Raw genomic sequence first — 16,452 nt, 5'->3', positions numbered from 1 at the left:
AATACTTAAGCTAAACAGGAAACTTATCGGCAATTATCAATAGGGTCGTTAATATATCGTTTTATTGTGAAAAAGTTCCTCATTCTTCTGCTTACTGTAGTAAATTCCATTGTTATCTCCGCCCAAATAAACACGGAAAGAGTAACACTCATAGGGCGCAATGCTTTATATTTCGAAGATTATGTGCTTGCCATACAATACTTCAATCAGGTAATAAAGTCTAAACCATATTTGGCTGAGCCATATTATTACAGATCAATAGCTAAATACTATCTTGATGATTTCAAAGGAGCGGAGGATGACTGTACAATGTGTATTGAACGGAATCCATTTTACATCAATGCGTATCAATTAAGAGCTGATGCACGCCAAAACCAAAAAAATTATGATGGAGCATTAGCTGATTACAGTGTAAGCCTAAAAAACAATCCCACAGATAAGTTTATACTGATTAATATGGGTATTGTCAATATCGAAAAGAAAGACTTTGATAATGCCGAAAAATATCTTGATCAACTAATTACCCAGAATCCAAACTATACCCAAGGAATATTGACAAGAGGTAGCTTATACCTCGAAAAGGGAGATACAATACGGGCACTCGAAGATTATAATAAAGCAATAGAAAAGGACAAGTATTTTGCTCCTTCGTACGCTATCAGAGCGGGAGTTTATTTAGCTCAGAAAAATTACGACCAGGCATTAAAAGACTATGATGAAGCCATAAAGATAGACCCTCTTTCACAAGGAAACTTTATCAATAGAGGGCTCACGAAGTATTACAAAAATGACCTGAGAGGATCAATGGAGGATTACAACCACGTCATAGAATTAGAACCTAGCAATCTGCTTGCAAGATTCAACAGAGCATTATTGAGAGCACAAGTCGGAGACAATAATAAGGCAATAGCTGACTTTGACTTCGTTATCAAAAATGAACCTGAGAATTATATCGCCTATATGAACAGGGCAATGCTACGTAATGATATCGGCGATACCAGAGGAGCATTAGCTGATTTGGATATTGTTCTGAAAGAATATCCTGATTTTTATCAGGGATATTATTACAAATCGGAGATAAAAAGAAAATTAAACAACCTGAAAGATGCCGAACAAGATTATCTGCTTGCACGCAGAATAGAAGAGAAAACAAAAAGAGAGGTATTCTCAGGAAAAGCAGACAAGAAAGAGAAAGACAAGACCCGAGAAAAATCGGATAAGACTATTGACAAGTTCAATCTGCTGGTTGTTGCCGACAAAGAGGAAGAAGCTAAAAGTAAATACAATAGTGAAACCCGCGGAAAAGTACAGAACAAGCAAACAAACATAGAGCTAGAGCCTGCTTTCATTATTTCGTATTACGAAAAGCCGACAGAGATTCAGAAATTCACTCATTATAATCAGGAAATTGAAAGCCTGAACAAAAAAGATGTACTCAGCAGGAAACTTCTTATTACAAATCAGGAGGTACCTCTTGATAGTGCACAAGTCTCTATACATTTCGGTTCAATAAATGAATATTCAAAATTAATAGCTGACCATCCCGAGAATACCGAATACTATTTTGCAAGAGCTCTTGATTACATTCTGGTACAAGATTTTGCGAGTGCCATAGAAGATCTGAATAGGGCTACGGCTATTGACCCGAAGTTTACTCTTGCTTATTTTAATCTGGCGGTAGCATATACCAAACAGGTAAAATCGAAAGAATTATTACCTGAATTATACAGCCAGAGCAACAATTCCGAACTCAGCATTAATATGCAGCTAGGAGCCGGAGCATCGGTAAAAACTGCAGCTACGCCTGCGGGACAAGAAACGAATATAAAAAGTATCAATTCTAAATTTGAATACGAATCTATGCTTAACAGCTACGGAAAAGTAATAGAACTCTCACCCAATTTTGTATACGCATATTACAATCGGGCAGAAATAAAGGCTATGCAAAACGATTACCGTGCTGCAATTCTTGACTACAATGAAGCAATTAAACGAAGCACCGATTTTGCCGAAGCCTATTACAACCGCGGACTTTGCCGCCTTAGAGTAAAAGATACCGAACGAGGTTTGGAAGATCTACGTAAAGCAGGTGAACTGGGAATAATCAATGCTTACAGTATAATTAAAAGAATGACCGAATAAAAAGCACCTTGCCCGATAATGGTATAAGCAAACGATTTTTATCTATACTCAAATGGGAGTAAATAATAATTAAGGTTGCAAACCTATTTATTTCATTGACAAGTATGATAACCAGAATTGGTTATAACTTGAAAATATAGCATTAAATTACTTATCGAAAAGGATCAAAAGAATAATGTATGGGCGAGGCTCTGCTTCGCTCATTTTTGTAAATATCGTGTTGAACAGAATTACACTCATACAACAAGCTGAATTCGAAGACTGAAAACAAAGTAACACAATCCGAAAAGAAGACTTCGAGTGTTACTTTTGTAACCTTTTCTCAATCAAAAATTAATTCGGAGCAATTGAGAAAGATTGTCAGATCATTCATCATTAATACTGTCACCTTTGTTACCTTTTTATGTAACATCGCATATTATTCGACAAAAAGATTCGAGATTTAAAATTTAAGGATTATAAGATAAAAGAATCCATAAAATGTGTAATTTTGCAGACCTTAAGGTCTAAGACCTTTTGTTCATAAACAAAACATAACAGCAATAAGACTTCAGACATAAGAAGTATTGCATTAAGAACTTATTGCGATTAATTGACTAAAATAATTACCCTCACTTGTACGAGAGTAAATAAAACAGATAACTAATGATTAAAATTACATTTCCTGATGGTTCCGTAAGGGAATTTCCCAGAGGAACATCTTCAATGCAGATTGCAGAAAGTATCAGTTCCAGATTAGCTCAAGATGTTTTGGCATCAAGCGTAAATGGTCAGACATGGGATCTGACGCGCCCTATAGAAGAAGATTCTACTGTAAGCCTGCTCAAATGGGATGACGAAGAAGGCAAGCATGCATTCTGGCACTCATCGGCTCACCTTATGGCCGAAGCAATACAGGAATTGTATCCTCATGCTAAATTCGGTATCGGGCCTGCTATCGAAAACGGATTCTATTACGACATCGACTTCGGCGATACGCCTGTTAAAGACTCCGACTTTCCGGCAATCGAAAAGAAAATGAAAGAACTGATTGCTAAGAAAGAAGAGATCGTTCGTAAAAGCATTACCAAAACCGATGCACTAAAAATGTTCGGAGACCGTAATGAGGGATACAAAGTCGAATTAATCAACGATCTTGCAGACGGAACAATCACAACATATACACAAGGATCATTCACCGATCTTTGTCGTGGACCTCACTTACCCAATACTTCATACATCAAAGCTGTAAAGATTCTTAGTGCAGCTGGAGCATATTGGAGAGGTGATGAAAAACGTAAACAGTTGACCCGTTTATACGGAATCACCTTCCCTAAACAAAAGATGCTGGATGATTACCTCACTCTTTTGGAAGAAGCAAAAAAACGTGATCACCGCAAAATAGGAAAAGAACTAGAGCTATTTGGATTCTCTCAGAATGTCGGTCAAGGTTTGCCATTGTGGTTACCAAGAGGAACACAATTGCGTCTTCGTCTGGAAGATTTTCTGAAAAAGATTCAGAAGCAATTCGATTACGATCAGGTTATGACACCCCACATCGGGGCAAAACAATTATATGTAACTTCGGGTCACTATGCAAAATATGGAAAGGATTCATTCCAACCGATTCATACACCGGAAGAAAACGAAGAGTTTTTATTAAAACCGATGAACTGCCCTCACCACTGTGAGATATACAAAATAACACCCCGCTCATATAAAGACCTGCCTCTTCGTTTGGCTGAATTCGGCACAGTTTACCGTTACGAACAAAGTGGTGAATTACATGGATTGACTCGTGTACGCGGGTTTACTCAAGATGATGCGCATATTTTCTGTACTCCCGATCAGTTGAAAGATGAGTTTTTGAAAGTAGTCGACATTATCTTCATCATCTTCAAAGCATTAGACTTTGAGAATTTCGAAGCTCAAATCTCATTGAGAGATCCCGAAAATAAAGAAAAATACATCGGATCGGAAGAAAACTGGCAAAAAGCAGAAGCAGCTATTATCGAAGCCTGCGAACAAAAAGGACTTCCTGCTAAAGTAGAGTTGGGTGAAGCCGCATTTTACGGACCCAAACTAGACTTCATGGTGAAGGACGCTTTAGGACGCCGCTGGCAGCTTGGCACTATTCAAGTAGACTATAACCTACCCGAACGCTTTGGTCTTGAATATACAGGAGCAGATAATCAAAAACACTGTCCGGTAATGATTCACCGTGCGCCATTCGGTTCTATGGAACGATTTATCGCTGTGCTTATCGAACATACAGCGGGTAAATTTCCGCTGTGGCTGACACCCGATCAGGTTGTAATTATGCCTATCAGCGAAAAATTCAACGACTATGCACATAGGGTAGCTTCATTCCTGAAAAGACGTGACATCCGCACTCAGGTAGACGACCGCAATGAAAAAATCGGACGAAAAATACGTGATAACGAATTGAAAAGAATCCCGTATTTACTTATCGTTGGAGAGAAAGAAGCAGAAAGTGAAGAAGTTTCGATAAGAAAACAGGGTGAAGGTGATAAAGGTTCAATGAAAATTACTACCTTTGCCGATCAAATTACAGAAGAAGTTGAAAAAATGATGAATGCATGGAACAAATAGGGTCACAGACTCTTATCCATTTTGGTTAAAACCAAACAGTATTTCATCGTATAAAATGAATATAATCAGGTAATAAAAAAAATTTAATAAGAAAACAGAAAGGAACATAATCTTTTTTTAATGAGGAACAACAGAATCAATAACAATAAAAAAGAGGAACTTCACAGAATCAATGAGAAGATTCGTGTACCTCAAGTCCGCCTAGTCGGTGAAAATGTTGAGCAAGGAGTATATTCTACTCATGATGCGCTAAAGATAGCTGACGAAAAAGGTCTCGATTTGGTAGAGATCTCTCCAAATGGTGATCCTCCTGTTTGTCGTATTACTGATTATCAGAAGTTTTTGTATCAACAAAAGAAAAAGCTAAAAGAACAAAAAGCTAAATCTGTAAAGGTAGTTGTAAAGGAGATTCGTTTCGGACCTCAAACCGACGACCATGATTTTAACTTTAAGCTCAAACATGCTAAGTCTTTTCTTGAAGAAGGTTCAAAAGTAAAAGCTTACGTTTTCTTCAAAGGGCGTTCTATCCTTTTCAAAGAGCAAGGAGAAGTTCTACTGCTTCGCTTCGCAACAGAGTTGGAAGATTATGCAAAAGTAGACCAACTACCTCAGCTTGAAGGAAAGAAAATGATTATCATGCTTTCTCCTAAAAAACAACCGGTAAAGGCTGCGCCTAAAAAAGTTGAAGAAAAAGGCAAAGAAGATAAAAAAGCTGAAAAGACAGAAAAAGCGGAAGAAAAACAAGAAGAAGCTTAAAAAAAGCTACGCAAGTAGTATCATAAATATTAAAAATTAAGTATTAACAAGATGCCAAAAATGAAGACTAACTCCGGTGCCAAAAAAAGGTTCAGCCTTACCGGATCAGGAAAAATCAAAAGAAAACATGCTTTCAAAAGTCACATCTTGACTAAGAAAACTAAAAAACAAAAAAGAAATCTTACCCACGCTGCTACAGTACATGCCGCTGACGTGAAAAATGTTAAGCAATTGCTTGCATTGAAATAAGTTTCAATAGTTTTCTTAAAAGCAAATTTTGATTTATTAACAGAATGTATGCACAAAAGAGTTCTAAAGGGTAGAGCCGCTAACATTCAAAACATCTTACAATTATGCCAAGATCAGTCAACCATGTTGCGTCACGCAACCGCCGTAAAAAAGTATTAAAATTAACAAGAGGGTATTACGGAGCCCGTAAAAATGTTTGGACAGTTGCCAAAAATACTTGGGAAAAAGGTCTAACTTATGCATTCCGCGACCGTCGCGCTAAAAAACGCAACTTCCGTGCACTTTGGATACAACGTATCAATGCAGCTGCACGTCTTGAAGGAATGTCTTATTCTCGCCTTATGGGTGCTCTTCACAAAAACGGAATCGAAATCAACCGTAAAGTTCTTGCAGACCTTGCAATGAACCATCCTGAAGCATTCAGCGCAATCGTAGCAAAAGTAAAATAAGGTCTCAAAACCTATTTTAACCTATGATATTAAAAATGACCAGTCGAAATCGGCTGGTCATTTTTTTATCTATATACAAAGAGGTATTCGGTTTACTTAAAACTCACAAAAACATTGTATATTTACAAGTAAACAGGGTTTCAGACCCATTACTTAACTTTGCAAGCACAAAAGCAACAGATTATTATTGCTAAAAGCATATCATTAATACTTTCTGCTACTTAATAGCTAGCTGGGTTAGACCTTAAAAATATTGCAAGTAGAGCAACGGAGGGATATATATATGGACAGTATCAGAAAAATAAAAAGAACAGCTCAATTAGTTTCCATTCTCACTAAATACGGATTTGATACCCTTGTTACAAAAACCGGCATCAAAAATCTTATCCCCGAAAGCTATATCAACAAAAACGAAAAACGAAAAGAAGTATTTTCTCTGGGTATATACGAACGTATACGACTAGTGCTCGAAGAGTTAGGACCCACTTATATAAAACTGGGACAATTACTAAGCAACAGGGATGACTTATTCCCGATTGAAATGATAGAAGAGCTCCAGAAACTACAGGATAATGTACAAACCAAAGAAATAGATCTTAGAAATACAATAAAGAAAGAATTTAACAAAGATATTGACGATCTATTTTCCGAAATAGATACAAATCCGATTGCAGCAGCATCATTATCTCAGGTATACACGGGAATATTACTTGAAAACAATCAAAAAGTCATCATCAAAGTAAAAAGAGAGGGTATAGAAGAAATCATAGAAGCAGATCTTCTTATCATGAAAGACTTTAGCCGGCTTCTTGAAACGTATTATGACATTGCCCGCCAAACAGGGATAAACCATATAATAAGAGCCTTCGAAAAATCTATTCTGAGCGAACTCTCCTTTACTCAGGAATTGAACAATATTGAACGGTTTAGGAAGAATTTCAGAAAGAATCCATCAATTTACACACCAGCAACATACAAACACCTGTCGAATAACAATATACTATGCATGGAGTTTATAGATGGAATAAAAGTCTCAGACAAGCAGCAATTGACAGCACAGGGTTTGGATACAAAGAATGTCGCAATGCACATTGTAGACCTCTACCTGAAACAGGTAATCGAATATGGTTATTTCCATGCCGACCCACATTCCGGCAACATCTTCGTTTTACCTTCTTCTCAAATCGTTTTCATAGATTACGGATCAGTAGGTCGGATCATCCCTCAGGATCAGGAGCTATTAGCTAATTTCGTGATGCATATACTAAGGAAAGACACAAGACGCCTGATCAGAATAATAAAAAAAATCGCACTGGAATATAAAATCAAAAATGACGCCCAATTCGAAAGAGACCTCTACGATTTTCTTGATATAATAGATACCGACTCGATAAAAGACCTCAATCTGCAAAGTATAATAAAGAGATTCAGCCGGATATTGTATGACAACAGGATTATCCTCCCCGATTATATCTATCTGCTTGCGCGCAGTATAGTCATACTCGAAGGAATAGGGCGGGAACTCGGACTCGAAGCAAGTATTATCGATCATGTAAAGCCCTACGGACATGACATGATCAAACAAAGGCTGAATCCTAAATACATAAAAAACCTCTTGATGGACAAATTGTATAGCTGGAATGACCGTCTGGAAGAACTTCCGGAGGATTTCCATTCACTTATACAAAAAATCAATCATGACGATCTGAAGATAACTCACAATATTAATGGGTTGTCAGACATTAAGAACACAATCAACCGACTTGTTCTGGCTATTTTAATATCATCTATTGCCGTGGGGTCATCTATCCTTATTCTGGCGAGCATGCCGCCCTTATTGCGGGGTGTTTCTATATTAGGGCTATTAGGTGTAATAATATCGGGGGCATTAGCAATCGTAGTCATACTTACAATTCTTAGAAACAAGAAAGAAAAGTAAGAGAGAAAACAGCACAAACAAAATTAAATATTGTTCATCCAATAAAAAATAGAACGATGTATAGTAAAAACAGTTCGTTTACATTTTGTCACAATATCCGAACAAGAAAAAAAAATATCGCTGAGCAAATTTAAACTTCGATTAGTATAAATAAAAGAATGAACGTGTTAAACCCTATAAAAAGAGGATAAAAAAGTATGATTTTCCTTTCTTTCAAAGGTTATTTACTTTAATTTTGCGAAACGAAACATTGATAAAAAAAATATCTAATTGTTTTTATTTATAAGCTAAAGACTATAGATTCATGTAATAATAATTAACAACGGCTTGCTCTTGTTATGAATCATGCAAAATAACAAAATGGTCTGAAGCCTTATCCACGTAATCAACAACCATTAAATAACTAAAAAAACTATTAAAACTTATGAGTTGGTTAATTAATTCCTCCATTGGCCGAAAATTCGTCATGGCTTTGTCGGGTTTAACATTGGTGCTATTTCTGCTTTTTCACATGAGCATGAATTTAGTTTCAATCATCTCAATAGAAGCTTATGAGCAAATTTGTGCATTGTTAGGTGTAAATTGGTATGCCCTTGTCGGAACTGCAGCACTAGCAGCTTTGTTTGTCATACACATTTGCTATGCCATCGTTCTAACTTTACGTAATCGTAAAGCCAGAGGTAACGACCAATATGCATCGTCAAATTTATCGGATGTGCCTTGGTCTTCAAAAAACATGCTTGTATTAGGTATTGCGATTTTAGTATTCCTACTAATACACTTGTACGATTTCTGGTTCAAAATGATGTTCGCAGAATTGTTTCACTTAGAAGAAATTGTTGTATATCCAGAAAATGTAGGCAATCACATGCTTGCTGTGTTTTCTAATCCGATCAAAGTTGCTTTATACCTTATCGGTGTTATTGCTATTTGGTTTCACTTATCACACGGTATCTGGAGTATGTGCCAATCGTCCGGACTTAACGGAAAAACTTGGATGCCTCGTTTGAAATGCATCGCTAACATTGTATCTACAATTGTTTGCATAGGTTTTGCTATTGTTCCGATTTACTTCTTTGCTAAAAGCATACTTTGCACTTCGTGCATGTAAGTAACAAGAAGTATTTAATGACACTACCCAAGTGATAATTACAAACTATTATCATTTACGGTAAGTCAATAAATAGGTCTGAGACCTTAATCAATAAACGCTAAAAGAAAAAATAAATATGGCTACTATATTAGATCCAAAAAAAGATTCTAAAATCCCAGAAGGTCCACTGGCTGAAAAATGGTCGAACTATAAAGCTCACCAAAAATTGGTCAACCCTGCAAACAAACGCCGCCTCGACATCATCGTAGTAGGTACAGGTCTTGCCGGAGGTTCAGCTGCAGCCTCTTTAGGTGAAATGGGATTCAATGTTCTCAATTTCTGTATTCAGGATTCACCTCGCCGTGCTCACTCTATCGCTGCGCAAGGAGGTATCAACGCTGCTAAAAATTATCAAAACGATGGTGACTCTGTTTACCGTCTATTCTACGATACAATCAAAGGAGGAGACTACCGTGCACGTGAAGCGAATGTTTACCGTATGGCGGAAGTTTCAAACAACATCATCGACCAATGTGTTGCACAAGGAGTACCTTTTGCTCGCGAATACGGAGGCTTGCTTGACAACCGCTCATTCGGTGGAGCTCAGGTATCACGTACATTTTATGCTAAAGGACAAACAGGACAACAATTGCTGCTTGGAGCATACTCGTCATTGAGTCGCCAAGTACAAAAAGGTTCTGTAAAATTATACACTCGTTACGAGATGCTTGACCTTGTTATTATTGACGGTCGTGCCCGCGGTATTATTGCCCGAAACCTTGTAACCGGTAAAATCGAACGTTTCTCGGCTCATGCAGTAGTTATAGGAACAGGTGGATACGGAAACGCATTCTTCCTTTCTACAAATGCTATGGGATCTAACGGTTCGGCAGCTATTCAGGCATACAAGAAAGGAGCTTACTTTGCAAACCCATGTTTTGCACAGATTCACCCTACATGTATTCCTGTACACGGAGAATTCCAATCCAAATTAACTTTGATGTCAGAGTCTCTTCGTAACGATGGTCGTATCTGGGTACCAAAGAAAAAAGAAGATTCGGAAGCAATTCGTGCAGGAAAGCTTAAACCAACTCAAATAAAAGAAGAAGACAGAGACTACTACCTGGAAAGACGTTACCCTGCATTCGGTAACCTTGTTCCTCGTGACGTAGCATCTCGTGCAGCAAAAGAAAGATGTGATGCAGGATTCGGTGTCGGATCAACAGGTCTTGCTGTTTATCTTGATTTCTCGGCAGCTATCGAACGTTTAGGAAAAAGTACTGTAGAAGCAAAATACGGTAACTTATTCCAGATGTACGAAAAGATTGTTGATGATAATCCATACGAAACTCCGATGATGATTTACCCAGCAATCCACTACACAATGGGTGGAGTTTGGGTCGATTACGAATTGCAAACATCAATCCCCGGCTGTTTCTTTATCGGTGAAGCTAACTTCTCTGATCACGGAGCCAACCGTCTTGGAGCATCTGCATTGATGCAAGGTCTTGCCGATGGTTATTTCGTATTACCATATACAATCCAAAACTATTTGGCTGACCAAATTACTGTACCTCGTTTCAGTACTGATTTACCTGAATTCCAAGAAGCAGAAGATGCAATCAATAAAAAAGTTGCAAAACTGATGGCTATCAAAGGAGAACATTCGGTAGACTCTATCCACAAAAAACTAGGTCATATCATGTGGGAATACGTTGGAATGGGACGTACAAAAGAATCTTTAGAAACAGCAATCGCCAAGATTAAAGAACTAAGAAAAGACTTCTGGACAAACCTTCGTATACCAGGTGAAGCAAATACATTGAACACCGAATTGGAAAAAGCTCTTCGTTTGGCTGACTTTATCGAAATAGGTTACTTGATGGCTATGGACGGCTTGGATAGAAACGAGTCTTGCGGAGGTCACTTCCGTGAAGAATACCAGACTCCTGAAGGAGAAGCTCTTCGTGATGACGAAAACTACTCTTATGTTTCATGTTGGAAATATATGGGAGAGGATCAAGATCCTGAATTGGTAAAAGAACCTCTAGACTACGAATTTGTAGTTAGACAACAACGTAACTATAAAGCATAACCCAATCAGAAAAAGAGTAACAAAATGGATAAGACAATAAATATAACACTGAAAGTATGGCGTCAAAGAGGTCCTAAAGAAAAAGGAGCTTTTGAATCATACAAATTGGATGGAATATCAACAGAAAGTTCATTCCTTGAAATGTTGGACATCCTGAACGAAACACTTATCAATAAAGGTCAGGAGCCGGTAGTATTCGACCATGACTGCCGCGAAGGTATCTGCGGTATGTGTAGCTTATATATCAACGGACACCCTCACGGACCGGACGAAGACATCACTACTTGTCAGTTGCACATGCGTAAGTTTAAAGATGGCGAAACCATCACTATCGAACCTTGGCGCTCGGCAGGTTTCCCTGTTATCCGCGACTTGATGGTAGACCGTACAGCTTTCGATAAAATCATCCAAGCTGGTGGTTACACATCAATCAATGCAGGTGGAGCACAAGATGCAAATGCAATTCCTATCTCAAAAGAAGATGCTGACGAAGCAATGGACTCAGCTTCTTGTATCGGTTGTGGAGCTTGTGTTGCAGCATGTAAAAATGGCTCGGCGATGTTATTCCTATCAGCTAAGGTTAGCCAATTGGCACTTCTTCCTCAAGGTAGAGTTGAAGCTGCTAAACGTGCAAAATCGATGGTTGCTAAAATGGATGAACTAGGTTTCGGTAACTGTACCAACACCGGTGCTTGCGAAGTAGAATGCCCTAAGAATATTTCTATAAGCAATATCGCTCGATTGAACCGAGAGTTCCTGGTAGCGAAATTCAAAGACTAACACACTGTACATTAATCATATGGGTAAGGATGGTTCTCAACAGAACCATCCTTATATTTTATCTGTAAATGAGTATAATTTAAAAAAAACAGAAAAAAAGCTTGTAAATAAAAAAACATTTATAACTTTGTGACATAACGAAAGTAATAAAAATGGCAAATTGTGTATTACACGTCCTCATTCTTGATATTCTGCTCGTCGGACAGAATAAATGAGAAAGGTATGTGCAGCACAGATCGCTTGAATCGTAAGAGTATATAATGAATCAACATAAGCCTTTCTCAGTAATGGGGAAGGCTTTTTTATTAAAAGATATTAGCAATGGGAATCGAATTACGCAGTTCGTCCAGCACACAAGGACGTAGAATGGCAGGAGCAAGAGCTCTTTGGAGAGCCAACGGAATGAAAGAAGAACAGATGGGCAAACCCCTTATCGCAATCGTAAACTCATTCACTCAATTCGTGCCCGGTCATGTACATCTACATCACATCGGACAACAAGTAAAAGCCGAAATAGAATCATTGGGTTGTTTTGCAGCCGAATTCAATACAATAGCTATCGATGACGGAATAGCAATGGGACACGACGGAATGTTATATTCCTTACCTTCGAGAGACCTGATTGCTGATAGCATCGAGTACATGGTTAATGCCCACAAAGCTGATGCAATGGTATGTATCAGCAATTGCGACAAAATAACTCCGGGAATGCTTATGGCAGCTATGCGTCTGAATATCCCTGCTATATTTGTATCAGGTGGACCAATGGAAGCAGGCGAACTGGACAATAAGCATCTCGACCTTATTGATGCGATGATCAAAGCCGCGGACAATACCGTTTCAGATAAAGAAGTAAATGCCATTGAAAGAGCAGCCTGTCCCACTTGCGGATCATGCTCAGGTATGTTTACCGCTAACTCGATGAACTGTCTGAATGAAGCTATAGGACTTGGATTACCCGGTAACGGAACTATTGTAGCAACACATGCCAACCGTGCAAAGCTATTCAAGGATGCAGCTAAGCTAATTGTTGAGAACGCATATAAATATTACAGAGACGGAGATGCTTCAGTTCTTCCACGCAATATAGCATCAAAACAAGCCTTTCTTAACTCCATGACTCTGGATATCGCAATGGGAGGATCAACAAATACCATCCTGCACCTTTTGGCTATAGCACACGAAGCAGAAGTAGACTTTACGATGGATGACATAGATAAGCTGTCACGAAAAACACCATGCCTTTGTAAAGTAGCACCAAATACAGATAAATACCACATACAAGATGTAAACAGAGCAGGAGGTATCCTCAGCATTTTGGGAGAACTAGCAAAAGCTAACCTCATCGATACATCCGTAAAACGTTCAGACGGAATGACTCTGGCTCAAGCAATCGAAAAATACGATATTACAAAAGCCTCTATAAATAAAGATGCTGAGATATTATATAAATCAGCTCCCGGAAATAAGTTCAATCTCGTGATGGGTTCGCAAGACAGCTACTACCCTACCCTCGATACCGACCGAGTCTCGGGATGTATAAGAGATTTTGATCATGCTTATACTAAAGATGGAGGTCTGGGTATCCTCAAAGGAAATATTGCCCTCGATGGTTGTGTGGTAAAAACAGCTGGTGTAGATGAAAGTATATTCAAATTTTCAGGTACAGCTAAAGTCTTCCATTCTCAGGATGCAGCATGCGAAGGAATCCTTAGAGATCAGGTAAAATCAGGAGATGTAGTCGTCATCACATACGAAGGACCTAAAGGAGGTCCGGGAATGCAGGAAATGCTTTACCCGACTTCATACATCAAATCGAAACACCTAGGAAAAGAATGTGCCTTGATTACCGATGGACGTTTTTCGGGAGGAACATCCGGATTATCAATCGGACACGTATCTCCGGAAGCTGCTGCAGGTGGAGCCATTGGACTGGTTAGAGACGGTGATATTATAGACATCGACATTCCAAACCGTTCAATCAGCGTAAGAGTAAGCGATGAAGAATTGGAAAAGCGCCGTAATGAAGAATTCGCAAAAGGCAACTTAGCCTTTAAACCCAATAGAGATAGAAATGTTTCGAAAGCTCTGAAAGCCTATGCAAGCATGGTAAGTTCTGCTGACTTAGGAGCTGTAAGAATAATAGAATAAAAGTACATTAGACAGAAAATCATTAAGTATATGAGTACACAAATAACAGGAAGGGAAGCACTTATCCGGTCTTTGATACAGGAAGGTGTAGATACCATTTTCGGATATCCGGGAGGTGCTATCATGCCCATATTCGACACTATATACGATTACAAAGAGCAAATCAAACATATATTAGTACGCCACGAACAAGGAGCAACACATGCAGCTCAGGGCTATGCCCGTACTTCGGGAAAAGTAGGAGTTGCGTTTGTAACATCGGGCCCGGGAGCAACCAATACCATCACAGGTATTGCCGATGCAATGATGGACAGTACACCAATGGTAGTAGTAACAGGGCAGGTAGTATCTTCTCTTCTGGGAAGCGATGCATTTCAGGAAGCAGACGTAGTAGGTATTACTCAACCGATAACAAAATGGGCTTATCAGATAAGACGTGCCGAAGATATCCCTACAGCAGTAGCCCGTGCTTTTTATATAGCAGCATCTGGTCGTCCTGGCCCTGTTGTGCTGGACATAACCAAGGATGCTCAAAATGGTTTGCTTGACTATAAATACGAAAAGACCACATTTATCCGAAGTTATCAGCCGAAGCCCAATATAAACAATAAGGAGATAGAAGAAGCAGCACGAATAATCAATGCAGCGAAAAAACCTCTGGCACTTATCGGACAAGGCGTAATTCTGGGAGAAGCCGAACTGGAACTGAAAGATTTCATTGAAAAGAGCGGAATTCCTGCGGCATTTACGGTCTTGGGATTATCATCGATACCGACTGACCATTCTCAGAATGTAGGCATGCTCGGAATGCATGGAAACATCGGTCCTAATCTAAAGACAAACGAGTGTGACGTACTGATAGCTATAGGTATGCGTTTTGACGACCGTGTAACCGGAGACCTCAAGACATATGCCAAACAAGCAAAAATCATTCATTTCGATATTGATCTGGCTGAGATTGATAAAAACGTAAAAACGACGGCTCGTGTATACGGCGATGTAAAAGATACCTTACCTGCTGTAACGAAGTACATAGAAAATAAAGAGTATCCCGAATGGCTTGGTGAGTTCAAAGCATGTTATCAGCGGGAATACGACGTTGTCATTAAAAATGAGCTTTACCCCGAATCAGGCCATCTGAAGATGGGAGAAGTAATCAACAAAATATCTGAAGCGACAGGAAATAAAGCGGTATTAGTTACCGATGTGGGTCAACACCAGATGATGGGTGTCCGATATTTCAAATACCAGCAAAGCCGCAGCGTTGTCACTTCGGGCGGACTCGGAACAATGGGATTTGGCTTACCTGCTGCCATTGGGGCAAAAGTTGGAACGCCCGATCGGACAGTGTGCCTATTTGTTGGAGACGGAGGTATACAAATGACAATTCAAGAACTCGGTACTATTATGCAATACGACATTGATGTAAAGATTGTAATCTTGAATAATCATTTTCTGGGAATGGTACGTCAATGGCAGGAACTGTTTTTCGATGAAAGATATTCGGAAACAGTCATGAAGAATCCTGACTTTGTAAAAATAGCGCAGGCTTATAATATCGAATCTAAGAAAGTAGATAAACGCGAAGATCTTGATAGTGCCATATCAGAAATGCTGAATCATAAGGGTTCATTCCTGCTTGATGTTGATGTAGAAGCCAAGGGTATGGTTTATCCAATGGTTCCGGCAGGAAGTTGTGTGACAAATATTCTCTTGGGTGATGAATAAGACCAAACTGCTTGTATATCTCTTATTCGTGGCCGGATTAATATCCTGCTCAAAAGAATCGCCATACGAAATTCGATCTTTATACATAGAATATAATAATATACCGGCAGATATTCAAAAGATGATTGAACAACAAGTAGAAAACAAAAAAGATACGGTATTCAATTTTGCTAAAACCTCCGAGAAAAAACAATATATTATATATCGGTTTTATTCGGCCAGCCAATTACCAAAGGAAAACCTCCTTGATGGAACCCGTAAGATAAGGCTTTCTGTTCTGAATGAAAAAGACTCTATCGGAAACCCTCTGTATCAGGTGGAGCTTTACAAATCAGAACAGTCGCAATGGAAAAGAACCTGGAATTTAGGATCAACCTCTTTCTACTCCGATACCATAGTAAGTGACAAATACATCGGGCAGGCTTTAATTTCCAGTTTAAATATATCTCACTGGAAAGGTTTACCGTAAATCATATCT

General features: G+C 38.7%; 12 protein-coding genes. All 12 read left to right on the top strand.

Annotation, left to right across the window (positions count from 1 at the left end; all coding sequences use genetic code 11):
* Nucleotides 1-66 precede the first annotated feature (66 nt).
* Nucleotides 67-2,142, top strand: coding sequence for a tetratricopeptide repeat protein (locus K322_RS0105595; protein WP_026626001.1), 2,076 nt, complete (start codon nt 67-69; stop codon nt 2,140-2,142).
* A 645-nt stretch (nt 2,143-2,787) separates the two neighbouring features.
* Complete coding sequence (gene thrS, locus K322_RS0105590; RefSeq protein WP_026626000.1) at nt 2,788-4,734, top strand: threonine--tRNA ligase; 1,947 nt, start codon at nt 2,788-2,790, stop codon at nt 4,732-4,734.
* Nucleotides 4,735-4,854: 120 nt separating this feature from the next.
* Nucleotides 4,855-5,490: a translation initiation factor IF-3 gene (gene infC / locus K322_RS0105585; protein WP_374116878.1), complete on the top strand. Its 636-nt coding sequence runs from the start codon at nt 4,855-4,857 to the stop codon at nt 5,488-5,490.
* Between the two features lie 51 nt (nt 5,491-5,541).
* Nucleotides 5,542-5,739 carry a 50S ribosomal protein L35 gene (rpmI, locus tag K322_RS0105580; RefSeq protein WP_026625998.1) on the top strand — a complete coding sequence of 66 codons (198 nt, stop codon included), beginning with the start codon at nt 5,542-5,544 and terminating at the stop codon, nt 5,737-5,739.
* Nucleotides 5,740-5,843: 104 nt separating this feature from the next.
* Nucleotides 5,844-6,188 carry a 50S ribosomal protein L20 gene (gene rplT / locus K322_RS0105575; protein WP_026625997.1) on the top strand — a complete coding sequence of 115 codons (345 nt, stop codon included), beginning with the start codon at nt 5,844-5,846 and terminating at the stop codon, nt 6,186-6,188.
* Nucleotides 6,189-6,471: 283 nt separating this feature from the next.
* Nucleotides 6,472-8,127: an ABC1 kinase family protein gene (locus tag K322_RS0105570; RefSeq protein ID WP_026625996.1), complete on the top strand. Its 1,656-nt coding sequence runs from the start codon at nt 6,472-6,474 to the stop codon at nt 8,125-8,127.
* 424 nt (nt 8,128-8,551) lie between these two features.
* A complete protein-coding gene (locus tag K322_RS0105565) occupies nt 8,552-9,238 on the top strand; it encodes a succinate dehydrogenase cytochrome b subunit (protein ID WP_035331417.1) in 687 nt (228 codons plus the stop codon).
* A 118-nt stretch (nt 9,239-9,356) separates the two neighbouring features.
* Nucleotides 9,357-11,315 carry a fumarate reductase/succinate dehydrogenase flavoprotein subunit gene (locus tag K322_RS0105560; RefSeq protein WP_026625994.1) on the top strand — a complete coding sequence of 653 codons (1,959 nt, stop codon included), beginning with the start codon at nt 9,357-9,359 and terminating at the stop codon, nt 11,313-11,315.
* A gap of 24 nt (nt 11,316-11,339) precedes the next feature.
* Complete coding sequence (locus K322_RS0105555; protein ID WP_026625993.1) at nt 11,340-12,095, top strand: succinate dehydrogenase/fumarate reductase iron-sulfur subunit; 756 nt, start codon at nt 11,340-11,342, stop codon at nt 12,093-12,095.
* A 321-nt stretch (nt 12,096-12,416) separates the two neighbouring features.
* Complete coding sequence (gene ilvD / locus K322_RS0105545) at nt 12,417-14,246, top strand: dihydroxy-acid dehydratase (protein ID WP_026625992.1); 1,830 nt, start codon at nt 12,417-12,419, stop codon at nt 14,244-14,246.
* A gap of 30 nt (nt 14,247-14,276) precedes the next feature.
* Nucleotides 14,277-15,974, top strand: a complete 1,698-nt coding sequence (ilvB, locus tag K322_RS0105540) for a biosynthetic-type acetolactate synthase large subunit (RefSeq protein WP_026625991.1) — start codon at nt 14,277-14,279, stop codon at nt 15,972-15,974.
* Nucleotides 15,967-16,443: a hypothetical protein gene (locus K322_RS0105535; RefSeq protein ID WP_026625990.1), complete on the top strand. Its 477-nt coding sequence runs from the start codon at nt 15,967-15,969 to the stop codon at nt 16,441-16,443. Before ilvB ends, K322_RS0105535 begins: the two co-directional genes overlap by 8 nt.
* Nucleotides 16,444-16,452: the final 9 nt, after the last annotated feature.

It is taken from the genome of Indolivaga capnocytophagoides DSM 22835 (assembly GCF_000426485.1).
GTDB lineage: Bacteria > Bacteroidota > Bacteroidia > Bacteroidales > Dysgonomonadaceae > Dysgonomonas_A > Dysgonomonas_A capnocytophagoides.
Note: the sequence above shows the minus strand (reverse complement) of the source record. Positions and strands in the feature narration are given on the sequence as shown.

Excerpts from the sequence above, each read along its gene's own strand:
- thrS (WP_026626000.1), top strand. The coding sequence starts at position 2,788 with ATGATTAAAATTACATTTCCTGATGGTTCCGTAAGGGAATTTCCCAGA.
- infC (WP_374116878.1), top strand. The coding sequence starts at position 4,855 with ATGAGGAACAACAGAATCAATAACAATAAAAAAGAGGAACTTCACAGA.
- rpmI (WP_026625998.1), top strand. The coding sequence starts at position 5,542 with ATGCCAAAAATGAAGACTAACTCCGGTGCCAAAAAAAGGTTCAGCCTT.
- rplT (WP_026625997.1), top strand. The coding sequence starts at position 5,844 with ATGCCAAGATCAGTCAACCATGTTGCGTCACGCAACCGCCGTAAAAAA.
- K322_RS0105570 (WP_026625996.1), top strand. The coding sequence starts at position 6,472 with ATGGACAGTATCAGAAAAATAAAAAGAACAGCTCAATTAGTTTCCATT.
- K322_RS0105565 (WP_035331417.1), top strand. The coding sequence starts at position 8,552 with ATGAGTTGGTTAATTAATTCCTCCATTGGCCGAAAATTCGTCATGGCT.
- K322_RS0105560 (WP_026625994.1), top strand. The coding sequence starts at position 9,357 with ATGGCTACTATATTAGATCCAAAAAAAGATTCTAAAATCCCAGAAGGT.
- K322_RS0105555 (WP_026625993.1), top strand. The coding sequence starts at position 11,340 with ATGGATAAGACAATAAATATAACACTGAAAGTATGGCGTCAAAGAGGT.
- ilvD (WP_026625992.1), top strand. The coding sequence starts at position 12,417 with ATGGGAATCGAATTACGCAGTTCGTCCAGCACACAAGGACGTAGAATG.
- ilvB (WP_026625991.1), top strand. The coding sequence starts at position 14,277 with ATGAGTACACAAATAACAGGAAGGGAAGCACTTATCCGGTCTTTGATA.
- K322_RS0105535 (WP_026625990.1), top strand. The coding sequence starts at position 15,967 with ATGAATAAGACCAAACTGCTTGTATATCTCTTATTCGTGGCCGGATTA.